The organism is Halobacillus sp. BAB-2008 (assembly GCF_000328325.1).
Taxonomy (GTDB): domain Bacteria; phylum Bacillota; class Bacilli; order Bacillales; family Halobacillaceae; genus Halobacillus.
Map to the genome: position 1 here is coordinate 13476 of NZ_ANPF01000029.1, position 21257 is coordinate 34732.

Annotated in this window: 27 protein-coding genes and 2 riboswitches; of the genes, 4 read left to right on the forward strand and 23 right to left on the reverse strand. The window is 45.8% G+C overall.

The genetic code is table 11. The features are described 5' to 3' along the window. Window positions 1–45 precede the first annotated feature (45 nt). Window positions 46–324 carry a hypothetical protein gene (locus tag D479_RS08180; RefSeq protein WP_008635722.1) on the forward strand — a complete coding sequence of 93 codons (279 nt, stop codon included), beginning with the start codon at window positions 46–48 and terminating at the stop codon, window positions 322–324. A gap of 50 nt (window positions 325–374) precedes the next feature. On the opposite strand, the gene D479_RS08185 is transcribed toward D479_RS08180, so the two are convergent. Further along, window positions 375–650, reverse strand: a complete 276-nt coding sequence (locus D479_RS08185; protein WP_008635726.1) for a YutD family protein — start codon at window positions 648–650, stop codon at window positions 375–377. Between the two features lie 140 nt (window positions 651–790). Here D479_RS08185 and D479_RS08190 point away from each other — a divergent pair, with 140 nt between their 5' ends. Beyond that, on the forward strand, window positions 791–1420 hold the full coding sequence (locus D479_RS08190; protein ID WP_008635728.1) for a YhcN/YlaJ family sporulation lipoprotein: 630 nt from the start codon (window positions 791–793) through the stop codon (window positions 1418–1420). Window positions 1421–1487: 67 nt separating this feature from the next. Next, the gene (locus D479_RS08195; protein ID WP_008635729.1) at window positions 1488–2423 is read left to right on the forward strand and encodes a M23 family metallopeptidase; all 936 of its coding nucleotides are present in this window, start codon (window positions 1488–1490) and stop codon (window positions 2421–2423) included. A gap of 40 nt (window positions 2424–2463) precedes the next feature. On the opposite strand, the gene D479_RS20160 is transcribed toward D479_RS08195, so the two are convergent. The 17 genes from D479_RS20160 to D479_RS08265 all read right to left on the reverse strand — a co-directional run bounded on the left by D479_RS20160 (window position 2464) and on the right by D479_RS08265 (window position 18343). Then, window positions 2464–2568 carry a methionine/alanine import family NSS transporter small subunit gene (locus D479_RS20160; protein ID WP_008635730.1) on the reverse strand — a complete coding sequence of 35 codons (105 nt, stop codon included), beginning with the start codon at window positions 2566–2568 and terminating at the stop codon, window positions 2464–2466. A gap of 1 nt (window position 2569) precedes the next feature. Continuing rightward, the gene (locus tag D479_RS08200) at window positions 2570–4099 is read right to left on the reverse strand and encodes a sodium-dependent transporter (RefSeq protein ID WP_008635731.1); all 1530 of its coding nucleotides are present in this window, start codon (window positions 4097–4099) and stop codon (window positions 2570–2572) included. A gap of 323 nt (window positions 4100–4422) precedes the next feature. Continuing rightward, on the reverse strand, window positions 4423–5979 hold the full coding sequence (locus D479_RS08205) for a Na+/H+ antiporter NhaC family protein (RefSeq protein WP_008635732.1): 1557 nt from the start codon (window positions 5977–5979) through the stop codon (window positions 4423–4425). 133 nt (window positions 5980–6112) lie between these two features. Further along, a riboswitch (Lysine riboswitch) is annotated at window positions 6113–6296 on the reverse strand. Window positions 6297–6350: 54 nt separating this feature from the next. Next, window positions 6351–7118, reverse strand: a complete 768-nt coding sequence (gene yunB, locus D479_RS08210) for a sporulation protein YunB (RefSeq protein WP_008635733.1) — start codon at window positions 7116–7118, stop codon at window positions 6351–6353. Window positions 7119–7176: 58 nt separating this feature from the next. After that, window positions 7177–7509, reverse strand: a complete 333-nt coding sequence (locus D479_RS21285) for a hypothetical protein (RefSeq protein WP_346773250.1) — start codon at window positions 7507–7509, stop codon at window positions 7177–7179. Window positions 7510–7544: 35 nt separating this feature from the next. Then, window positions 7545–8576, reverse strand: a complete 1032-nt coding sequence (locus tag D479_RS08215) for a bifunctional UDP-sugar hydrolase/5'-nucleotidase (RefSeq protein WP_346773251.1) — start codon at window positions 8574–8576, stop codon at window positions 7545–7547. 7 nt (window positions 8577–8583) lie between these two features. Then, window positions 8584–9396, reverse strand: coding sequence for a sulfite exporter TauE/SafE family protein (locus tag D479_RS08220; RefSeq protein ID WP_008635734.1), 813 nt, complete (start codon window positions 9394–9396; stop codon window positions 8584–8586). A 173-nt stretch (window positions 9397–9569) separates the two neighbouring features. Further along, the gene (gene sufB / locus D479_RS08225) at window positions 9570–10967 is read right to left on the reverse strand and encodes a Fe-S cluster assembly protein SufB (RefSeq protein WP_008635736.1); all 1398 of its coding nucleotides are present in this window, start codon (window positions 10965–10967) and stop codon (window positions 9570–9572) included. 33 nt (window positions 10968–11000) lie between these two features. Further along, a complete protein-coding gene (gene sufU, locus D479_RS08230; protein WP_008635737.1) occupies window positions 11001–11444 on the reverse strand; it encodes a Fe-S cluster assembly sulfur transfer protein SufU in 444 nt (147 codons plus the stop codon). Continuing rightward, the gene (locus D479_RS08235; protein ID WP_008635738.1) at window positions 11434–12654 is read right to left on the reverse strand and encodes a cysteine desulfurase; all 1221 of its coding nucleotides are present in this window, start codon (window positions 12652–12654) and stop codon (window positions 11434–11436) included. Before D479_RS08235 ends, sufU begins: the two co-directional genes overlap by 11 nt. A 1-nt stretch (window position 12655) precedes the next feature. Continuing rightward, complete coding sequence (gene sufD / locus D479_RS08240) at window positions 12656–13963, reverse strand: Fe-S cluster assembly protein SufD (RefSeq protein ID WP_008635741.1); 1308 nt, start codon at window positions 13961–13963, stop codon at window positions 12656–12658. 19 nt (window positions 13964–13982) lie between these two features. After that, entirely contained in the window at window positions 13983–14768 is a 786-nt protein-coding gene (sufC, locus tag D479_RS08245; protein WP_008635743.1) for a Fe-S cluster assembly ATPase SufC, read from the reverse strand. A 235-nt stretch (window positions 14769–15003) separates the two neighbouring features. Continuing rightward, entirely contained in the window at window positions 15004–15126 is a 123-nt protein-coding gene (locus D479_RS21180; protein WP_277422403.1) for a hypothetical protein, read from the reverse strand. Between the two features lie 244 nt (window positions 15127–15370). Continuing rightward, window positions 15371–15736, reverse strand: coding sequence for a carboxymuconolactone decarboxylase family protein (locus D479_RS08250; protein ID WP_008635747.1), 366 nt, complete (start codon window positions 15734–15736; stop codon window positions 15371–15373). 65 nt (window positions 15737–15801) lie between these two features. After that, the gene (locus tag D479_RS08255; protein WP_008635748.1) at window positions 15802–16632 is read right to left on the reverse strand and encodes a MetQ/NlpA family ABC transporter substrate-binding protein; all 831 of its coding nucleotides are present in this window, start codon (window positions 16630–16632) and stop codon (window positions 15802–15804) included. 24 nt (window positions 16633–16656) lie between these two features. Further along, the gene (locus D479_RS08260; RefSeq protein ID WP_008635749.1) at window positions 16657–17325 is read right to left on the reverse strand and encodes a methionine ABC transporter permease; all 669 of its coding nucleotides are present in this window, start codon (window positions 17323–17325) and stop codon (window positions 16657–16659) included. Then, window positions 17318–18343, reverse strand: coding sequence for a methionine ABC transporter ATP-binding protein (locus D479_RS08265; protein WP_008635750.1), 1026 nt, complete (start codon window positions 18341–18343; stop codon window positions 17318–17320). Before D479_RS08265 ends, D479_RS08260 begins: the two co-directional genes overlap by 8 nt. Window positions 18344–18422: 79 nt before the next feature. Continuing rightward, window positions 18423–18531, reverse strand: a riboswitch (SAM riboswitch). 197 nt (window positions 18532–18728) lie between these two features. Between D479_RS08265 and D479_RS08270 the strand changes: the two genes are divergently transcribed. Beyond that, window positions 18729–19148 carry a TlpA disulfide reductase family protein gene (locus D479_RS08270; RefSeq protein ID WP_008635751.1) on the forward strand — a complete coding sequence of 140 codons (420 nt, stop codon included), beginning with the start codon at window positions 18729–18731 and terminating at the stop codon, window positions 19146–19148. Here D479_RS08270 and D479_RS08275 read toward each other — a convergent pair. The 5 genes from D479_RS08275 to D479_RS08295 all read right to left on the reverse strand — a co-directional run bounded on the left by D479_RS08275 (window position 19141) and on the right by D479_RS08295 (window position 21175). Continuing rightward, complete coding sequence (locus tag D479_RS08275) at window positions 19141–19452, reverse strand: hypothetical protein (protein WP_152413354.1); 312 nt, start codon at window positions 19450–19452, stop codon at window positions 19141–19143. The genes D479_RS08270 and D479_RS08275 overlap by 8 nt on opposite strands. 104 nt (window positions 19453–19556) lie before the next feature. Next, window positions 19557–19871, reverse strand: a complete 315-nt coding sequence (locus D479_RS08280; protein ID WP_008635753.1) for a thioredoxin family protein — start codon at window positions 19869–19871, stop codon at window positions 19557–19559. 10 nt (window positions 19872–19881) lie between these two features. Further along, the gene (locus tag D479_RS08285) at window positions 19882–20229 is read right to left on the reverse strand and encodes a toprim domain-containing protein (protein ID WP_008635754.1); all 348 of its coding nucleotides are present in this window, start codon (window positions 20227–20229) and stop codon (window positions 19882–19884) included. A gap of 119 nt (window positions 20230–20348) precedes the next feature. Next, window positions 20349–20732, reverse strand: a complete 384-nt coding sequence (gcvH, locus tag D479_RS08290) for a glycine cleavage system protein GcvH (protein ID WP_008635756.1) — start codon at window positions 20730–20732, stop codon at window positions 20349–20351. 83 nt (window positions 20733–20815) lie between these two features. After that, window positions 20816–21175 carry an arsenate reductase family protein gene (locus D479_RS08295; RefSeq protein ID WP_008635757.1) on the reverse strand — a complete coding sequence of 120 codons (360 nt, stop codon included), beginning with the start codon at window positions 21173–21175 and terminating at the stop codon, window positions 20816–20818. Window positions 21176–21257 lie beyond the last annotated feature (82 nt).

Genomic DNA, 21257 nt, shown 5'->3' on the forward strand with positions numbered 1-21257 from the left:
AGAAACCTCCAACGGGCGAAACTATTCCTGAAGGAGGTTTTTTAAATGCCCGAAGATAAATATTCCGACTTCGCTAATGTGGAAGCACAACGGAACTACCTTGTTCCAGAACAGCTGCCGGAAGGACCCTATGGTGCTCCAAGAAACAAGTATGAGCCCGTTTCCAACGAAAAAAGCTCCCCTTGGACAGATAAGCAAAGGTACTATAGTGCGTTCAATTATGAATTTAAGGCTTTACACCAGGATCTGCCGCGCCAGGAAGCCGGCGCCCACCCTACTCATGACGAAAAGGACCAGGATGTAAAGCCGTCAGAGGAACAATAAAATATTGCCCAGGTAATAAAAAACCGGCGTGCTTTTCTTCAGCACGTCGGTTATTGTCGTATCCGCTTTAGAACAAAATAGGAACAGCCGAAATTACAGTATTCATATAGATAATCCTCTAACGTACTAATTTTGGTATCAAAGCTGGCCTTTGAATTCTGGTCATCATAAAAGCCTTTAAGGCGAAGCTGTCCGTAACCCCAGTCCCCTACGATAAAGTCATACTTATTAAGAATATCACTGTAGCGGCTTTCCACTTCTTCCTGCTGAAACCCTTCCTGATGGTCTTCAAGCAGGTCGTACGTCTTCCCGTTTAATTCAACCATATCATCACCTCTATCTTCTATAAGTGTACCACACTTCCGTATATGGACGGAATTGCCGCTTTTCAAAAACCGTATGATTCTTCTAATAAAAGTCCAACCTAACCATACCGTCACCGACTAACGAATAAGGAGGAAATACTTTGAATAAGCGATGGAGTACTGTATGTTTGACCGGCCTCCTTGCACTGACAATGGCAGGGTGCCAGGAAACAGATGAATCAGCTAAACAAAATAAACGAGCCGATGATCCCCTAAACGGAAATGCTATGGACGGCTACAATGAAGATGGATCGGACGGGCAGGTAGGTTATGTCCGCTTCAATCAGACGCAGATGGAACGGGATGACGAAGAACACCATGAAATCAAAGTGAACCGCGAAGAAATGGCAGACATGATTTCCCGCATGATTTTACGATATGACAATTTTGACGATGTAGCGACTGTCGTAACCGATAATGAGGTGCTTGTCGCTTACAGTAAAGCAGACGATACGGATAGAGAGACGGCAGCAGATATGGTTCAAAAGACCGCCTATTCGCTTGTGCCGAGCTTCTACCACGTCTATGTGTCCGACAATCCAGCTTCTTTTGGAGACATTCAAAGTTTGAGCACATCGACCGTATACGACGAAAACTATAATGAGAATATCGACAGTATCATTAAAAAAATGAAAAAAGCACCCCAAGGTAAAGTGAAGCAGGATGACCCGAGACAACCGGATGTAGGTCCGAACATGAACACAAAAGAAGAAACAGGCATGGAGAACTGATATTTCCAAACATAACATTCCCCTGACTGCCTCATGCTAAAGGTATTAAAAAGTTGTAGGTGAGTATATGATATACTTCAGGCTCTTATTAAGCGTCGTTGTGGCTGGCGCCTTACTTTTTCCGTCACCGACATACGCCGATAAAGAAAGTGATGACCGGATGGCCTTGTATAAGAAGACAGCTGCCCTTACTGACATTCCTTGGGAATATTTAGCAGCTATCGATCAATACGAAAGACAGGTCAACGGGGACCCCGAGAAAGACAGGGTTACCGCTATAAAACCGGATCCAATGTTCTGGACAGGGACCAATGGAGAGATGCCTGCCGACTTGTTTCCCGAAGGCTGGGGCTCTGACGGAAATGGAGACGGTAAAGTGGAAATAGATCAGGATGATGATCTGCTCTGGTCCATTGCCGATTACGTCAAATCATATGGAACAACAGAAGAAGATATAAAAATTGCCCTATGGGATTACTACCAGCGTGACCTGACTGTGCAAACGATTATGAACACCGCCCAAGTTTTCCGAAACTTCGGAACCGTTCATTTAAAGAACAGGGATTTTCCACTTCCGTTGGAGGCAAACTTCAGCTATCGCAGTACTTGGGGGGACGCACGCGGCTTTGGTGGCCGCAGAGTTCATGAAGGTACCGATATCTTTGCCAATTACGGAGTGCCTGTGAAATCGACCACCTATGGTGTGGTTGAAATGAAAGGCTGGAACAAGTTCGGCGGTTGGAGAATCGGCATCAGGGACATTTACAATATTTATCACTATTACGCACATCTTCAAAATTTTGCAGAGGATATAAAAGTGGGAGACGTCGTAAAACCTGGTGACGTTATTGGTGCCGTGGGTGCTTCCGGCTATGGACCGCCCGGTACTTCCGGAAAATTTCCACCGCATCTCCATTATGGCATGTATCAGGATAATGGGAAAAATGAATGGTCCTTCGACCCAACTCCTTATTTAAAACGATGGGAACAGATGGTCGATTAAAAAACCGCCGCACATGATTGTGCGGCGGTTTTTCTGCTTTTTATTGTTGTTTGGATTTGCGAACTGCATTCGTTATGCTCGCTGCAAGTCCACCCCATATGACAACGATGCCGATAATCATCATAGCTATTGCACTACCTGTCATATCAGCTTACCTCCTTTTTTACTTCTTCCAATGAGTTCGTATGCCAGCGTTTGAATGTCATAAGGAAACCTGCGACTAAAGCAAACGCCGCGACGAACCAGCCGCCGTATAAAATGAAGGTATCCGTATATCCTTCATAGTTCCCTGTCGGCGTATCGAATGCACGCTCCAGGTTGGTTCTGAAAAGATCGAACATCATGTAACCAAGGACAACAGGTGTGACCAGTCCTAAACAGACTTTCCACCAGCCGCCAAGACGGATATCAGAAATGGCATTGGCATGGTTTTGGAAGTCGTTCAACTTACGAAGGAACCAGGCGATCACAACGACTTCGACAAGACCGACGAAGGCGACCCCAAACTGGTTGATGAAGTAATCTGCTGCGTCCAGGAAGAATAGTCCTCCTTGGGTAGCAAAGAGCAGCGATATGATGGCAGAGATCCCGCCACCGATTCCAACAGCAGCTTTTCTTGATATACCAAACTTCTCCTGAATACCCGCTACGTATGTTTCGGAAATGGAGATTAGAGAAGACAACCCGGCAAGAACTAAGGACAGGAAGAACAGGACTCCAAAAAGTCCATTCAAAGCGGGAAACTCATTGATGATCTGCGGGAATACGACGAATGCAAGACCAACCCCGCCGCTCACAACCTCTTCCACCGGGACATTACTTTGTGAAGCCATGAATCCTAAAGCTCCGAAAACCCCGATACCGGCTAACAACTCAAAGCTCGAGTTACTGAATCCTGTAATAAATGCGTTGTTCGTAATATCCGATTTCTTCGGAAGATAGCTGGAATAAGTAATCATAATGGCAAATGCAATGGAAAGACTGAAGAAGATCTGACCGTAAGCAGCTACCCAAACCGAACCGTTCATGATTGTTTCAAAATTCGGAGCAAAGAATGTCTGTAGACCTTCCGCGGCTCCTGGAAGTGTGACCGCGCGGATGACAATGATCAGGAAAAGAATAACAAGCGTTGGAATGAAAATCTTGTTCGCTGTTTCGATTCCTTTTTTGACACCTGCGAACAGTACACCAAGGGTAATGATCCATACAAGTACGAGCGGAATTAAAACGCCCGGGACAAGGCTGCCTGTCTGCCCTGGAGTAATGGATGATAATTGCAGGTAATCACTAAATAAGAACGTTTCTGTATCGGATCCCCAAGAAAGATTTAAGGAAAAGACACTGTAGGACATTGCCCAGGCGATGATGACAGAGTAATAAGTAGAAATGACGAATGCCACCAATACAGCCCACCAGCCGAGCCATTCTGTTTTACGGCTCATTTTGAAGAAGGATAGTGGAGCAGATCCACGGTACTTGTGACCAATGGTAAACTCCATGATCAGCAACGGTATCCCGGCTGTCAAAAGAGCGAATAGATAAGGAATGAAAAATGCTCCTCCTCCATTCTCATAAGCTACAGATGGAAACCTCCATATGTTCCCAAGACCAATAGCCGAACCGACAGCAGCCAGAATGAACCCAGCCCTCGTACCCCATTGTGCACGATTCTCCATGTGAAAGACCTCCCTGTTTTGAACACGTTTATAAATTTTATGAAAGAATAGTGTTCAAAATTTTTATTTTTTTCTGATTATTTCTGTTTAAATTATAACCACCGCGCTACGGCTTGTCAAAATAATTTTATAATTTTCAGATAATAACAGAGGWGGCAGTCTCAGGAGGATGTTCCATAGGTTAATCTTCCTACCTTTATATGGAGGTATTTACATTTTTAATAATATCCAGTCATCCTCTTATGTCTATCGGCCCTATTCATCCATCACACCAAAGGCTCAAAAAAAGAACAGGGATGGCGTCATCCCTGTTCCTCTTATACTTACTCTGGTTCAATTTTCGGATTTACTTTATGAATGACCATGGCAATGACAGCTACTATAGCCATAGCGAGTACCAGCGGAATCCAAACCTGTCCGGTAAACCCAAGGACAAGATACCCGACTGTCGCCCCTAAGGCTGCGAGCAGCGCATATGGAAGCTGGGTCATGACGTGATCGATATGATTGGAACCTGCCCCGGTAGAAGAAAGAATGGTCGTATCTGAGATCGGTGAACAGTGGTCACCGAAAACGGAGCCGGCAAGAACCGCGGACAAGGCCGGTAGAATCATGGACGGATCGGTAACAGCTGCTATTTCTCCTGCGATCGGGAGCATGATACCGAACGTTCCCCAAGATGTACCGGTAGACAGCGCCATAAAGCCGGACAATAAGAAGATGATTAAAGGCAGGTAAGCAATATCAATGCTTGCCTCTGTAAATTGATTTGCCAAAAACTCTCCTGTTTGAAGCTGGCTGATGACATCCCCGATCATCCAGGCGAAGACCAGGATATAGATAGCCGGAAGCATAGCTTTGAGTCCTTCTGTAAATACGTGGCCAAGCCCTGATTTCGGTTTAGGCTGGCTGATGTAAAGACCGCCTGCAACCAATACAGAGACCAGACCTCCGGTGAACAGGGAAATGTTTACATTCGTATTAGCAAAAGCATCAAGCAGTGTGGCGCTTCCCTCTGTTGCCTGAATACCTGTGTAGAACATCATGGCTACCGTACCGACGACAAGCGCAACAATCGGCAGAATCAAGTGCAAAATCTTCCCATTATTGTGCTCTTCGAATTCGTCATTCAGGTCTCCTGGAATGTCACCCTTTTCCGGATTCGTGAGCTCTCCTGTCTTCTGCGCACGGATTTCGTGACTGCGCATCGGCCCGAAATCAAGGCGCATATAAATTGTCAGGAATACGAGAAGTAAAGCTGCGAAAACGTATAAGTTCGCTGGTATCATCAAAACAAACGCTTCAAAAGCACCATATTCGGTAATTTCATTTGCCGCAAGGATACTACCGATGGTACCGATGATATATGCTCCCCAGCTGGATATGGGAGAAATAACCGTGATTGGTGCAGAAGTCGAATCGATATAATAGGCCAGTTTTGCTCTTGAGACGCGGTACCTGTCCGTCACCGGTTTTGCCACCTGCCCGACAGCAAGTGCATTGAAGTAATCATCAATGAAAATAACAATGCCGAGCAGAGCAGGTACGAGTGTAGCACCCTGACGTGTACGGATCCGCTTCACCGCCCACTTTCCGAATGCCTTGCTGCCTCCGGAGGCTGTCATAAATGCAGTGGTAACTCCTAGTAAAAGTAAAAAAGATAGCAGGTAAATATTACCTGAATTAAGTGCACCTTCACTGTAGAAAATAGTGGAAAAGATGGACCAAATCAAGCCGATACCGGCTCCGATGTCCATTTGTGTAAGCATGAATGCTCCGACAATGATCCCTATACCAAGGGATAGGATGACTTTCCTTGTAACAAGGACAAGGATAAGCATAAGTATAGCTGGAATTAATGAATAGATCGTTCCTTCCATGTGGTTCCCCTCCGTTAATCTAATGGTGTAACGGGATTTGGAAGGCTACTGTGGATTAAAATTGAGGAATAAAAAAGACAATGATAGAAAATAATCTACCACTGCCTCAGCGGCAATTGGATTATCCTCCATTTCGATCAGTAGCGCTCCATGCACCCAAAAAGCATGCATGACAGTGTATCTCCTGTTCAGATGTACACCAGCGTTAAACAGCCCGACTCGCTGTCTTACACTTCGGCAGACACCCCCTTCACCAATGATCCTCGCTTGTCATACTCCCATTGACTACTCATGATGTCTGCGCCTCTACCTCACCGATCTGATAAGGTCACGCATATTCAGTTCTTAGCCATTCTACCAGTAGACATGCATTATTGCAAGGGATCCATTGGATAGGAAAAAGATGGGTCCTGACCGTCTACACCGCTGTAGAAATTGGGAACCTTTCCCAAAATAGTCGCCGTATCTATCGGAATATCGTTCTTTACGACCGTTGTCTCCGTAGAGAACGGGATAACGATTCGTAGACTTACTTCAAAATGGATGGAAATCTCAAACAAGGCGGCATTCAAACCATATTCCGTAATTTTACTTTTCACCTGAGACTGAACGTCGCCGATCACCCTGAGCTGCACGGGAACTTTCGGGCCAAGGTTTGCAAGCAGACTGTTTCCTGTGGCAAGCCCTACCGGCACTTCAATCAAAGTGGCCGGCTGCTCCCCTAACTCCTCTGCCGTCATATTCGGATCGATAGACGGCTCGAGTGAGGTATCCTCCATCGGTAACTCTCCAAGCTCCATCCGCTTCAGGAAATTCTGCACCCGAATCGTGGTGTCACGCAGAGCACGGTTTACCATGACGGAATTCCATCCCATATAAACGACGTTTCCCTGGTTATCCTGCTCCATTTTCACAAGATCATTGAACTGAAGGTCTTCGGCTATTTGTTTACTGACCGCCTCATTGATTGCATCCCTCGCCAGCTGCTGCGCCTTCGTCTCAGCAATATCTACAAGTGCGGGCGTGACTCCCCTGTTTATAAACCATAGGCTTAGGGCTGTGAATACAGCGAAAAACAGTAGACTGATGACGACCCGTTTTCCGATCGACGACCCGCCCGTCACTCTTTTCTTAGACATGAAACAACCCTCCTCACCTATCTATATGTAGGCGAGAAGGGTTTTATTTGAATATTTCTCACGGACTCCCGTATGTCTGAAGCGCTTCAGACAGCAGATCACGCAGCAGTTCCGGCATATAATACTTTTTCTCTGAGGCATAGGCGATCTCAGGAAAGAATCGACCGAAAGTAAACGTATCCGCTGTAGCGAAACGATAGACTTTATCAGGATCAAGCGGACGGCCGTCGAAAGTAACATCCGTCACCTGAAGCTCCCCGTTGGACGCCTTCCGTACATTAATGTCCACTCCGGAAAAGACCATTTTCCCGATTACCTCTCCACGGAAGCCCAGACCTTTCAATTTGGTTTCCATCAATTCTTTCGTATGGGCAGCCCGGATCACTTCCATTATTTTATCGCCCTCAAGCTCGACCCTGCAGGGATTCATCGGGTGTGGCAGATGCGGTGGACCTCTTCGTACGTGATTTCCCCCGCCGGTAAATGATCAAGAAGGACCCCCGCATTTAACATCGCGATATCGGATGATGTCCATTCCCTTAATTGGTCCGTAAGACTTGTCATTAATTCGTTATCCTTGAACCATGTGATGTGAAGAGGCTCTCTCAACCTTGTAACAGGTGTGTTTAAGTGATCCATCGCTTCTTTTCTTATACGAAGCAGATCATCCGTTGTCTGTTTGTCCTTGCCTAAATGCTCCGTAGGAACGGCATAGGCTTCTTTATTTACAAGCGTATGGGTATCATTGTCCCATTCAATCATCACTTCACCAAGATGCGTTCCGTGCTTTCCTACGGCCGTTAATAATGATCCGTCCACGATCTCGCCTGTCTTGAACAAGTGATGGGTATGTCCGCCGATAATGACATCGATGGAGGAATAGCGCCTGGCGATCTCTTCGTCGTCATGGATGCCGAGATGCGATAACAATACAATGATATCTGCTTCCCGCTCCACTTCCGGAAGCAGGCTGTCCAGTATGTCATAAGGAGATTCGACATCCCAGCCTAACTGTTGATAAAACGGACGGAAAGGAGCTGTCAGTCCAATAACACCGATTTTCGTCCCCTGTTTAGACGTCTCAATTTTATAATTTTGGAGCCATGTAGGAGCCTCTTGATGATGACAAACGAGGTTGGCACACACGACACCGAAGTCTGCTTCGTCATACAACGAATGAAGATCTTCCTTAGCCAAGGTAATTCCTTCGTTATTTCCCAAGGTAGCGACATCATATGCAGCGCGATTCATAAGCTCCACGTTCCCTTTCCCCATTAACCCTTCCGTAATCGGGTGGAAACGGTCTACGTGATCCCCGTTGTCAAACAACCAGTAATCTTCCTTCCTTCTGTCATGCTTCTCTTTTTTTTCTTGAAAATAGCCGACGATCTGCGGCCAATTTTCAAAATGGCTGTGCAGATCGCTTGTATAGTAGAAATACAATCTCTCTTTATTCATCGTATCCTCACCCTATTCCTTGCCAGATTAAGCGGATGCCGATCAAAATCAAAAGGATCCGCAAGAACCATTCGACCGCCTGTCCACGCAGTTTACGGTTCATCCAAGCACCGAGCGTGCCACCTATATAGGCACCAGGGATGAACCACAGCGTATGAGCCCACTCTACATGCCCGAGAGCAATATGAGTGGCAGAGCTGGATATACTAGCAAAAAAGATCATGAACATGGATGTAGCCGTGGCTATATGTGCCGGCAAGCCGAGCAGCAGGATCATTGCAGGTACCATAAGCGATCCCCCGCCGATACCAAGCAGTCCGGACAATAGTCCGACGGCGAACGATAAGACCAGCCCAAACATGACGGGCATCTGATACGTATAGGTTTCTCCATCCACGACTTTCTCTCTTTGAATACCTGTTGTAAATAGTGGATTATCAGGCCGTCGTCTTGGAATAAAGAACAAAAGCGAAACGGCAATCATAATCACGCCGAAAAACAGCGAGAATCCATCTGATTCAAAAAATTGATTCAGCCACGATCCGACTATACCACCGGGAATGCTTCCATAAAGGAAAATGACGCCGATTTTCTTATCGACGCGCTTGTGTTTAATATAGGAGATGGCGGATGCCATCCCGGTAAAGATCATCACGACGAGCGATATACCAACAATCGACTGCGGAGTGACCCAGTCAAAAGACGCATAGTGATCGCCGAGGAACAATAACGCGGGCACCAGAATGACGCCGCCGCCAAGTCCAGCGACGCTCCCGATAATTGCTGTCACTAAACCAATGAAGAACATAATCAGAAACATGGTAACCTTCCTTAACCTTTGATAGATACTATTATAGTATCACGTTTTGTATTCATAAAACATGACGCCTGCTTGATTCGTTATGCATGATTCCACCAGGGATATTTACCTTCTATTTATTATCCCACAAATAAAGACCGTGCAGTCATAAGCTGCACGGTCTTTTATCATTATTAACCGATGGAACCTTCCATTTCGAACTTGATCAGGCGGTTCATTTCCACGGCGTATTCCATTGGCAGTTCTTTCGTGAATGGCTCGATGAAGCCCATGACGATCATTTCTGTCGCCTCTTCTTCTGAGATCCCACGACTCATCAAGTAGAACAACTGTTCTTCAGACACTTTCGAAACTTTTGCTTCGTGCTCAAGAGAGATGTTCTCGTTCATGATTTCGTTGTAAGGAATGGTATCTGAAGTGGACTCGTTATCCATGATGAGTGTATCACACTCGACATTGGAACGGGCCCCTTCTGCTTTACGACCGAATTGAACGATACCACGATACGTTACTTTACCACCATGCTTGGAGATGGATTTAGATACGATCGTTGAAGACGTATTCGGTGCCAGGTGGTGCATCTTGGCACCGGCATCCTGGTGCTGCCCTTTTCCTGCCAGTGCGATGGAAAGTGTCATACCGCGGGCTCCTTCTCCTTTAAGAAGAACGGCTGGATATTTCATTGTCAACTTGGAACCGAGGTTACCGTCGACCCACTCCATCGTTGCATTGGATTCAGCAACGGCACGCTTCGTTACAAGGTTGTACACGTTGTTCGCCCAGTTTTGAATCGTTGTGTAGCGGCAGTAGGCGTTATCTTTGACGAAAATTTCTACTACGGCACTATGCAGAGAACTGGATGAATAAGTCGGTGCTGTACATCCCTCGACGTAGTGTACGGAAGAACCTTCATCCGCAATGATCAAGGTACGTTCGAACTGACCCATGTTCTCTGAGTTGATACGGAAGTATGCCTGAAGCGGCGTCTCCACCTTCGTATCTTTAGGAACATAAATGAAGGAACCTCCCGACCATACAGCAGAGTTCAGCGCTGCAAACTTGTTATCGGACGGAGGAATGACTTTACCGAAATACTCCTTGAAGAGATCTTCGTTTTCTTTGAGAGCAGAATCGGTATCCTTAAAGATAACACCGAGATCTTCCAAGTCTTTCTCCATGTTGTGGTATACCACTTCGGATTCATACTGAGCAGAGACACCTGCCAGGTATTTTTGTTCCGCTTCCGGGATACCCAGACGGTCGAACGTGTTTTTGATTTCTTCCGGTACTTCGTCCCATGAACGCTCGGAGCGTTCGGATGGTTTAACGTAGTACGTGATTTCATCAAAATCAAGTTCGGATAGGTCGCCGCCCCATTGCGGCATCGGCATTTTATAGAATTGCTCTAAGGACTTAAGACGGAAGTCGAGCATCCATTCTGGTTCTTGTTTATAGTCGGAGATCTGTTTGACGACTTCTTTCGTCAGACCTTTTTGCGTACGGAAGATGGACACATCTTTTTCATGGAATCCGTATTGGTACTCTCCTACTTCTGGCGCTTTTTTAGCCATGATTATATACCTCCTTTTGGTATGAACAGACGCTTAGTCCTGCTTCTCTTCATCGACACCTTTCTCCATGGCTTTCCAAGCTAACGTGGCACATTTAATTCGAGCCGGAAACTTGGAAACTCCCTGGAGTGCTTCGATATCACCGAGGTCGATATCTTCTTCCTCAATATCGTTCCCCTGCATGATTTCTGAGAACAGCTTAGACATTTTTAATGCGTCGTCTACGGACTTTCCTTTGATCGCCTGGGTCATCATGGAAGCAGAGGAGAGGCTGATGGAACAACCCTCTCCATCGAACTTGGCATCCTTTACAAGCCCGTTATCGATCAACAACTGCAGTTGGATACGATCCCCGCATGTTGGGTTATTCATATCCACAATCATCGGATTACCTTCGATAGATCCGCGGTTACGAGGGTTCTTGTAATGGTCCATGATCACTTGGCGATAGAGTGTATCTAAGTTATTAAAAGACATCGCCAAAATACTCCTTTGTTGTTTGTAGTCCTTCAACGAGTCGGTCTATTTCTTCTTCAGTATTATACAGGTAGAAGCTGGCACGAGCCGTCGCTGATACATCGAGCCACCTCATCAGAGGCTGGGCACAATGGTGACCGGCTCGTACAGCGATTCCTTCTGCATCCAATACCGTTGCGAGGTCATGAGGGTGTACGTCGCTTAAATTGAACGTAACGAGACCTGCGCGGTGTTCCGGACCGTAGATGGTAAGTCCGTCCACTGTTTTCATGCGATCTTGAGCATAGGCAGCAAGCCTTTCCTCATGTGCAAGAATGTTATCCATGCCGATATCGGTAAGAAAATCAATGGCAGCACCCAGTCCGACAGCACCTGCGATAATCGGCGTTCCGCCTTCAAACTTCCACGGAAGCTCTTTCCACGTGGAGTCGTACAAGTTTACGAAATCGATCATTTCGCCTCCGAACTCCACAGGCTCCATAGCGTTAAGAAGCGCCTTCTTCCCGTAGAGAACACCAATACCTGTAGGGCCTCCCATTTTATGACCGGAAAAGGCATAGAAGTCAGCATCCAGATCCTGAACGTCGACACGCATGTGCGGCACACTTTGGGCACCATCAATAAGGATGACGGCTCCCTGCTCATGGGCCATACGAGCGATCTCTTTCACTGGATTGATGGTACCAAGCACGTTGGAAACGTGTACGATGGCAACGATTTTCGTATTGGAAGTGATCGTTTGTTTCGCATCTTCCAAACGAATGGTGCCATCAGGTTGTAGCGGCATGTATTTCAAGGTCGCACCAGTTTCTTTAGCAATTTGCTGCCAAGGAATGATGTTACTGTGGTGCTCCATGGGTGTGATGACGATTTCGTCACCTTCCCCAAGGTTGCTCCTGCCGTAACTTGCGGCGACTGTATTAATGGCTGTCGTTGTTCCTCTTGTGAATATCACTTCCTGCGTACTGGAAGCATTAATGAAGCGCCTGACCTTTTCCCTTGCGCCTTCATACTCATCCGTCGCTTTTGTGCCAAGGGTATGAACGCCCCGGTGCACATTGGAATTGTAGCCTCTGTAATATTCGTTCAACTTCTCGATCACTTTCAGTGGCTTCTGAGAGGTTGCTGCAGAGTCCAAATACACGAGCGGATGACCGTTGACTTCCTGATGCAGAATAGGAAATTCCTCGCGTATGGCTTTGACATCCATGTTAATTTACTTTCCTTTCAATCACTTGCTGAAGTTGACGCTTCACAGCTTCTACAGGCAGCTGGTTTACCACCGGTGCAAGGAACCCGTGAATGATCAAACGCTCCGCTTCGAATTTGGAAATTCCGCGGCTCATCAAGTAATACAACTGCATAGGATCTACGCGGCCAACGGAAGCTGCGTGTCCTGCCGTTACATCATCTTCATCAATCAAAAGAATAGGGTTGGCATCTCCACGGGCATCTTTACTGAGCATAAGTACACGTGACTCCTGCTCTGCGTTGGATTTGCTGGCTCCGTGTTCAATCTTACCAATTCCGTTAAAAATAGCGGATGCTTTATCCTTCATCACTCCGTGCTGAAGAATATAGCCGTCTGAACCTTTACCGAAGTGTGTGATGTTTGCTGTAAAGTTCTGCTTCTGGTCTCCGCGGCCGATTGCTACCGTTTTGGCATTGGAGTGGGAGTTATCACCAATCAGGTGGGTGATATTTTCGGAGACAGTATCCCCTTCATTCATTTGACCCAACGCCCACTCAATGACGGCATCCCGATAGGCAACACCGCGGCGGTTTGCATAAACGGTTGTTCCTTTGTCGAAGTTATCCACTGCACCATACGATACTTTCGCACCGTCCTTGGCAATAACTTCCGCTACAATATTAGCAGATGTCTTCTCTTCTTTATTATGAGAGATGTAGTTCTCCACATACGTAACAGAGCTGTTTTCTTCAGCAACGACAAGAATGTGATTGATTAAGGAAGCTTTTTGGTCTTCCTGCCAGAAAATAGCTTGAATCGGTTCTTCAATCTGTACGTTTTTCGGTACATAAAGGAAGATACCACCGTTCATTAGCGCTGCATGAAGGGCTGTCAAACGGTGCTCATCGACGTGCACCGCATCATTCATATAATACTTTTCCACGAGCTCTCCGTGTTCGCGCAGAGCTGTAGCGATGTCTGTAAAGATAACTCCCTGTTCTTTCAGGTTTTCATCAATCGCAGCATAAGCCACTGTATGATTACGCTGAATGACAAGGTTTTTAGGCGCTTTGTCCTGATCCATGAAATCTTTTATCTCCACCGGAAGTTCATCGAGCGCACCGATCGTTTCACTTGTTACGTGATGATCGAACTCGGTGAAGTTCCATTTAGAGATATTTGTCTTATCCGGCTTAGGAAGCGGAAGTGATTCTGATTTCTCCAAGGCGCTAAGGCGCAGGTTCTTCATCCATTCCGGTTCCTGAAGACCATTAGAGAATTTTGTGACATAATCTTTGTCGTATGGTAGTGAGACTTCTACTGTCATGATTACCCTCCTATCTTGATTACGCTTTTTGACCGATTGTTTCGTCTTCGATACCAAGCTCCTGCTTGATCCAGTCGTATCCTTCTTCCTCAAGACGCTGGGAAAGTTCAGGACCACCTGATTTGACGACACGGCCTTGCATCATAACGTGTACTTTGTCTGGTGTGATATAGTTCAACAGACGCTGATAGTGGGTAATGATCAGGCAGCCGAAGGAATCATTACGCATTTCGTTAATACCTTTGGCAACAACTTTCAGTGCATCAATATCTAGACCGGAGTCAATTTCATCAAGGATAGCGATTGCCGGTTGGATCATCATAAGCTGCAGAATCTCGTTGCGCTTCTTCTCTCCGCCGGAGAATCCTTCATTCAAGTAACGCTGCGCCATGTTTTTATCCATTTCCAGCGTATCCATCTTACCGTCCATATCTTTAATGAACTTCATCAGGGAAATTTCGTCGCCCTCTTCTCGGTGTGCGTTGATTGCAGAACGAAGGAAGTCAGAGTTCGTTACACCGCTGATTTCGCTCGGATACTGCATGGCAAGGAAAAGACCTGCTTGAGCACGCTCGTCTACTTCCATCTCCAGAACGTTCTCACCGTCAAGAAGAATTTCACCTTTGGTTACTTCGTATTTAGGGTGTCCCATAATTGCGGAAGCCAATGTGGATTTACCTGTTCCGTTTGGTCCCATGACCGCGTGGAATTCACCACCGTTGATTGTTAAGTTCACACCTTTTAGGATTTCCTGACCTTCAATTTCAACATGAAGATCTTTAATTTCTAACGTTGATCCTGCCATAATGAATACCTCCAGTATCTATTATTATCGAATGTCCTGGTTGATAGGGATCAAAGAACCATTCTCATTTTATTCTCATTACAATCTTATATCATTTAGTATTTGTTATCAACATTTTCCTACTATTGATAATATAGAAGGAACGGACATCCTGAATGACATATTCCCCTCGGTTTCTACATTATTATAACATGAAAAAATCAGGTGACTAAACGGCACCTGATTCCATACTTTCTCATCTATGGAGTTGACGGTCGACCTGTGCGATTATCTTCTTGCTCTCTTCAAAATTACGCTGACGCTGCTCTTCCACCTTCATCCTTGTATCGAGCTTCCTACTGTACTCGGCATAGCTCATATTATGAGCCTGGTGCATGGCTTTTTCCATATCAGCAGTATAATGGAGCTGTAAATCGTCACTAATAATAAATCAACCCTTTCAAGTTATTTGCATTTCCAGATTATCACAAAACGATACCCGGAATAAAATCCTGCCAAACCTTATTTACGGCCTTGACAAAGCAAATGTTCCAATGAAAGCGTTTATTTTTATTTCAGATGGTCATTTATTCAACATTGGTATCCATTGTTGGATTGTCCCATCAATTGACGTTTGTGGACAAATCTTTATAGGCATCCTGGACAAGCGTAACGGCTTGACTCAGAGCAGCACCGCCACCAAAAGCCGCGGCAACCCCGCACGCTTCCAGAACCTCTTTCTCAGAAGCGCCTTGGTCGACACATCCTTTTGTATGATAAATCATGCAATATTCGTCCTGGGCCACGATGCTGATTCCGAGGGCAATCAACTGCTTCTGCTTTTGAGAAATCTCGCCCTCCTTAAAGCACTCTTCCGTAAACTGACTGAATTGATGAGCTACTTCAGGCATATGCTCCTTGAACAGGCCCATTCCTTCCTTATAATCGTGTAAGTATGTTTCTGTCCATGTTCTATTGTTTTCCTCCATGCGTATAACCTCCCAATAAAATAAGTGACTGCGGTTATTATCCCCGCAGCCACTCGTTTTATCCGTTATTCGCTGTCTTCCTTCACAGGTACGACGGCACCATCGTATTCTTCTTCAATAAACGTTTGAATCTCATCCGAATGAAGCACCTCAACCAATTTCTTCAACGCTTCATTGTCTTCATCATCGCTGTTAGCTGCAATCACGTTCACATACGGGGAATCCGGACTTTCCAAGATTAGAGAATCTTCCTGTGGATCCAGGCCTGCTTCAATGGCATAGTTCGTGTTGATTGCTACAAGAACTTCTTCTTCCCGCTTATACGTTTCCGGAAGGTTGGCTGCATCTACACCGGAATCGAATTTGATATTTTTAGGGTTTTCCACGATATCATCCACCTGGGCATCGACTTTCTCCACGTTTTCGTCAAGCTTGATCAGGCCTTCACGCTCCAAGAGGGCAAGGATTCGTCCATGGTCGGATATAGAGCGGCTCATGACGAGTGTCGTTCCGTCCTCTACATCTTTGATATCATCATATTTCTGTGAATAGATCCCCATAGGCTCAATGTGGATGCCGCCAAGGTTCACGAAATCGTAGCCGTTATCTTTCTCCTGCAGTTCCATGTAGGGAATCGTCTGGAAGTAGTTCGCATCGATGTCCCCATCGTCCAAAGCTTTATTTGGAAGGATATAATCCTGGTACGTATCGATTGTCAGCGTAATGCCTTCCTCTTCAAGAAGCGGCTTAGCTTCTTCCAATATTTCTGCGTGAGGAATACTAGTAGCCCCCACCTTAATTTCATTTGAATCACCGGATTCTTCATCAGAAGAACCACAGGCGGACAGGACAACAGTGAACAATAGTGCCAGTAAACCTAGTGACCATTTTTTCATAAGTATTTTCCTCCTAAGGTTGTTTTATCTTTTATCCAATCGACGGGAAATGAAATCCCCGATGAATTGGAAGATGAATACGAGCAGAATGATTAACACAGTACAGACGAATACGACATCGAAATCACTGCGCTGGAAGCCATAGAAATACGCGAAGTCCCCAAGACCTCCTGCACCGATCGCTCCGGCTACAGCCGTATAGCCGACAAGGGCGATGGCTGTAACAGTAATACCCGAAATCAAAGCTGGCATCGATTCCGGAAGCAGCACCTTGAAGATGATGGTGGAGTATTTCGCCCCCATCGATTTTGCCGCTTCCACCACTCCTTTATCCACTTCCTTCAATGCAATTTCTACAAGACGTGCATAGAACGGAGCACCACCGATGATCAATGCCGGAAGCGCAGCCTGCGGTCCACGGATTGTCCCGATAAGGAAGTCGGTGAAAGGGAAAAGCAACAGAATCAAAATGATGAAAGGTATGGCCCGGAATACGTTGACGACCGAAGCTGTTATACCATTTAAAATCTTGTTCTGCCATAAACCTCCCGGAGAAGTGAGATACAACAGAAGCCCGAGCAGTAAGCCGAGGATAAACGTCCCGATCACAGATATGATAGTCATATATAATGTCTCATTCGTCGCCGTGATCATATCTTCCATTCTTACGTTTGGAAACAGTTGATTAAACATTCGGATTCACCTCCACTTCTACGGATGTAGATTGAATATAGGAGATGGCCCGCTGCCTCTCACTTTCTTCCCCTTCCAATTGCACGAACAAGGTACCATACGCCCCTTTTTGTGTTTGGGTGATCTTCCCGTGAAGTATATTGACATCCAGCGCAAATTCTCTGGAGATCTCACTGATCAACGCCTGATTCGTACTTTCTCCTACAAAGTGGAGCCGGACGATTTCACCAGACGAATAATGGTCTTTGATCAACTGGAGAGAGTTCTCTTTATCGGGATCTCCCATTACTTGATCAACAAACTTCTTCGTCACCGGTTTTTGTGGACGAAGGAAAACATCGAGCACGTCCCCATGTTCTACAATCTTCCCCTCTTCCATCACCGCTACCTGATGGCATATTTTTCGAATGACGTGCATTTCATGAGTAATCAGCACGATGGTCAACCCAAGCTTTTCGTTGATATCAACGAGGAGGTCGAGAATCGAGTCTGTCGTCTCCGGGTCTAAAGCAGATGTCGCCTCATCACACAGCAGGACCTTCGGGTTGTTGGCAAGGGCCCGGGCGATTCCGACCCGCTGCTTCTGTCCTCCACTCAATTGGGATGGGTAAGAATTCCCCCTGCCTGACAGGCCGACAAGATCGATGAGTTCATTGACACGCTTCTTCCTGTCTTCTTTCGGTATCCCTGCTATCTCCAACGGAAATGCGATGTTATCAAAGACGGTACGGGACCACAGGAGATTAAAGTGCTGGAAGATCATCCCGATATCTTGTCTTGCCACCCGCAATTTATTCTTGCTCAAAGTGGTTAAATCCTGATCATCGACAATAATACTTCCCTCTGTCGGGTCTTCCAGTCTGTTCAGCAGCCGGATAAACGTACTTTTCCCTGCACCACTGTATCCGATAACGCCATAGATTTCTCCTTTATTGATCGTGACGCTGAGGTCATCCACCGCACGTACTTCACGATCTTTGGTCTGAAAAATCTTCGATAGACCTTTGATAGTAATCATGATGTTTCCCTCCTGACAAAAAAAGCGCTTCTCTGTTCAGGAGAACAGAAAAGCGCACATCTATTGTATTCGCTCTGTTCTCTCATCTCCCAGAATTATAACTCTGCAGGATTTGGCACCTTGTCAAGCGTACGCTTGCCGGTTGCCGGGCATCATAGGGCCAGTCCCTCCGCCTCTCTGGATAAGAGATTCGCTTATTCGCATGTATAATTTTAATAGCACAAGATGGATTGTAGCATCGCACCAAAATTGTGTCAACTGGAAATATTCCGTTTTTCAGAAAAATAAGTCGTTTCCACGTACCTCTCATTGGTCGAAGGACTCGGACAATATGTGGTAGCATGTTGCTGTAAGCTTAGTCCAATCACATAAAGGAGCCGCAGATATGAAACAAGAAGCACCCGACTTCGAATTACCGTTTATAAATAAACAAGGAACTTATCAACTAGGAGAAGATAAAGGAAAAGCCGTCGTTCTGACCTTCTGGGCATCCTGGTGCCCGGATTGCGGAAGGGATCTTCCTTTGAAGGAGCAGCTATATCAGAACGCAGATAAAGAAAAAGTAAAAATGCTGACGATCAATGTCACAGGGCGGGAAAGAAGTCCGGAAGCGGGCATCGCTTACACGAAAGAATTCCTCACTCAGCCGACCCTTGCCGATAAGGACAGGACCGTATATGACCTGTTCGGATGCAGAGGAGTACCCTCAACGGTCATCATCGATCAGAACGGGTTTATCCACGAAGCGTTTGGTGATCAAGCTTCCTTTCTCGATATCGCACAGTCCTTGGGAAGAATCATTTAGCAAGAAACATCAGGGATTCCAAATAAAGCACATCAGAGAAGGAGCCGTTAATTCGGATGAGGGAGTCGTCCATCGCCGTCAGCCTTTCCCTGCCGGCAAGCAGATCCTCCATCACAGAATCTTCCACATGGACACAAAGCGTGCCATCATCCGTTCTTTGCACATCAGGACATATCCCCGCCGGAGTGATGAGGAAAGTAAATAAATTATTTTTGGACTGAAAAGCTACATGGATCTCTCTTTCCCGCCAAGATGGAATCAGATCGTTCCTATGGTTCACTTTCTCTATCCAAGTCTTCATCATTTCCACCATCCTAAAACGCCCCCTTTGCTTAGACATTCTTGCAAAGGGGGCGTTTTTCCTGTTTACCAACAAGGCTTTCCTTCGTCATTTCCCGGGAAATTAGCTTATTGTTTTACATATTCAGCTGTTTGTTCATACATATGAGGGACCGATTGAAACGCATACACCTTTTTGACGATTTGTTCGTTCTTCATGATTAAAAGGCATGGAACACTCTCAATTTGAAAACGCTCCATAGCGGAAGGGTTCAAGGAAGCATTCACTTTTATGAATACTTCCTCGTTATACAATTCTTCCAACGTCCTTAGCATCTTTTCTGCTAAATGACAGGTAGCACAAAAAGGGCTGTGAATGAACGACAACGTGTATCGGTCCTGCTTCGACTGCTCGGTCCACTCCTGTGAGTCAAGTTCCTGCACAAGCTTCCTCCTAAATCAGATAAATGGACTTCACTTGAAAGTGGTGGTTCAACAATGCTCGGGCGAGCTCCTGTTCAGGCGTGGCTGCTACTTCCCGGAAGGCTTTATCGATATAAATATGCTCGGCGTGCGGAAGCTCTTCGGTCAACTGCTTCCTTAGTTTGTAGCCCGAATCGTCTTCATCCACTAAAATATATACCCTGCGATCATCCAGGTTGTGGTTGAAAATCATCTCCTCCATCCGCTCGATTCCTAAGGTGCCGTACGTGCAGATGATTTCCACTTCTTCATCCAGCACTTTCTTCAGTTTCTTCTTGTCGGTTATCCCTTCGACAATGACGATTCGCTCTCCATCCATCTGCATCACCTTCTATAAAGAAACAGACCATGCCGGAAGAGACATGGTCTGAACATGATTAAGATCCAACGCGATCATGTCAGACAAGCGCCTGTTCCCACCTGTCCGTACTGAAATAATTAATCTTCGTTGATCATTTCCTTGTATTGTTCCGGAGACATTAGTTTGTCTATTTCAGAAGAGTCATTCGGCTCTACGACAACCATCCATGCCTTTTCATAAGGAGACTCATTGACGAATTCCGGGCTGTCTTCCAGATCTTCGTTCACTTCTACTACTTTACCGCTTACCGGAGCATATAATTCAGAAACGGTTTTAACGGATTCCACACTGCCGAACGGCTCGTCCGCTTCCAGCTCATCTCCCACTTCCGGAAGTTCAACGAATACGATGTCGCCAAGCTCTGCTTGTGCAAAGTCAGTGATGCCGATACGTACTTTTTCTCCTTCGTCTTTCACCCATTCGTGTTCTTCAGAATAACGTAGTTCTTTTGGTAAGCTCATGTAAGAATACCTCCACAATCAAATTATATTTTGTTTATTTTATTACCATAAAAGCAAGAATGCCTTTATTTCCACACATCTGCTCACGGAAGCCAGTTTTCTTCAAACTCTTCCGCTTTGAAGCCGACGGTGACCCGGGTGCCGTCTGTTACAACAGGCCGTTTGATGAGCATGCCGTCAGAAGCGAGCCATTGAATCATCGTATCTTCATCTGCGTCTTTCAGCTTTTCTTTCATGTTCTGCTCTCTATACTTTTTCCCGCTCGTGTTAAAGAACTTCTTGGCAGGTTTTCCGCTTTTAGAGACCAGGTCTTTCAATTGCTCTTCTGAAGGTGGCTCTTCGACAATATGTACAGCTTTATAGTCCACCCCGTTTTCATCGAACCACTTTTTTGCCTTTTTACAGGTTCCGCAGTTCGGATACCAATAGAAGGTTACAGTCATACAAAACGCTCCTTCCTTCTTATTGTATTTTATTCTATCACATTGCCAGGTTATATTTCATGGTGATTTTTTTGCACAAATG

Excerpts from the sequence above, each read along its gene's own strand:
- D479_RS08260 (WP_008635749.1), bottom strand. The coding sequence starts at position 17,325 with ATGTTTAATCAACTGTTTCCAAACGTAAGAATGGAAGATATGATCACG.
- D479_RS08205 (WP_008635732.1), bottom strand. The coding sequence starts at position 5,979 with ATGGAAGGAACGATCTATTCATTAATTCCAGCTATACTTATGCTTATC.
- D479_RS08265 (WP_008635750.1), bottom strand. The coding sequence starts at position 18,343 with ATGATTACTATCAAAGGTCTATCGAAGATTTTTCAGACCAAAGATCGT.
- D479_RS08220 (WP_008635734.1), bottom strand. The coding sequence starts at position 9,396 with ATGTTTCTGATTATGTTCTTCATTGGTTTAGTGACAGCAATTATCGGG.
- D479_RS08270 (WP_008635751.1), top strand. The coding sequence starts at position 18,729 with ATGAAACAAGAAGCACCCGACTTCGAATTACCGTTTATAAATAAACAA.
- D479_RS08250 (WP_008635747.1), bottom strand. The coding sequence starts at position 15,736 with ATGGAGGAAAACAATAGAACATGGACAGAAACATACTTACACGATTAT.
- D479_RS08215 (WP_346773251.1), bottom strand. The coding sequence starts at position 8,576 with ATGAATAAAGAGAGATTGTATTTCTACTATACAAGCGATCTGCACAGC.
- sufD (WP_008635741.1), bottom strand. The coding sequence starts at position 13,963 with ATGACAGTAGAAGTCTCACTACCATACGACAAAGATTATGTCACAAAA.
- D479_RS08195 (WP_008635729.1), top strand. The coding sequence starts at position 1,488 with ATGATATACTTCAGGCTCTTATTAAGCGTCGTTGTGGCTGGCGCCTTA.
- D479_RS20160 (WP_008635730.1), bottom strand. The coding sequence starts at position 2,568 with ATGACAGGTAGTGCAATAGCTATGATGATTATCGGCATCGTTGTCATA.
- D479_RS08285 (WP_008635754.1), bottom strand. The coding sequence starts at position 20,229 with ATGGATGGAGAGCGAATCGTCATTGTCGAAGGGATAACCGACAAGAAG.
- D479_RS08295 (WP_008635757.1), bottom strand. The coding sequence starts at position 21,175 with ATGACTGTAACCTTCTATTGGTATCCGAACTGCGGAACCTGTAAAAAG.
- sufU (WP_008635737.1), bottom strand. The coding sequence starts at position 11,444 with ATGTCTTTTAATAACTTAGATACACTCTATCGCCAAGTGATCATGGAC.
- D479_RS08235 (WP_008635738.1), bottom strand. The coding sequence starts at position 12,654 with ATGGATGTCAAAGCCATACGCGAGGAATTTCCTATTCTGCATCAGGAA.
- D479_RS08185 (WP_008635726.1), bottom strand. The coding sequence starts at position 650 with ATGGTTGAATTAAACGGGAAGACGTACGACCTGCTTGAAGACCATCAG.
- D479_RS21285 (WP_346773250.1), bottom strand. The coding sequence starts at position 7,509 with ATGGAAGTGATCCGGGCTGCCCATACGAAAGAATTGATGGAAACCAAA.
- D479_RS08200 (WP_008635731.1), bottom strand. The coding sequence starts at position 4,099 with ATGGAGAATCGTGCACAATGGGGTACGAGGGCTGGGTTCATTCTGGCT.
- D479_RS08275 (WP_152413354.1), bottom strand. The coding sequence starts at position 19,452 with ATGATGAAGACTTGGATAGAGAAAGTGAACCATAGGAACGATCTGATT.
- sufC (WP_008635743.1), bottom strand. The coding sequence starts at position 14,768 with ATGGCAGGATCAACGTTAGAAATTAAAGATCTTCATGTTGAAATTGAA.
- D479_RS21180 (WP_277422403.1), bottom strand. The coding sequence starts at position 15,126 with ATGAGCTATGCCGAGTACAGTAGGAAGCTCGATACAAGGATGAAGGTG.
- D479_RS08255 (WP_008635748.1), bottom strand. The coding sequence starts at position 16,632 with ATGAAAAAATGGTCACTAGGTTTACTGGCACTATTGTTCACTGTTGTC.
- gcvH (WP_008635756.1), bottom strand. The coding sequence starts at position 20,732 with ATGAGCTTACCAAAAGAACTACGTTATTCTGAAGAACACGAATGGGTG.
- D479_RS08180 (WP_008635722.1), top strand. The coding sequence starts at position 46 with ATGCCCGAAGATAAATATTCCGACTTCGCTAATGTGGAAGCACAACGG.
- yunB (WP_008635733.1), bottom strand. The coding sequence starts at position 7,118 with ATGTCTAAGAAAAGAGTGACGGGCGGGTCGTCGATCGGAAAACGGGTC.
- sufB (WP_008635736.1), bottom strand. The coding sequence starts at position 10,967 with ATGGCTAAAAAAGCGCCAGAAGTAGGAGAGTACCAATACGGATTCCAT.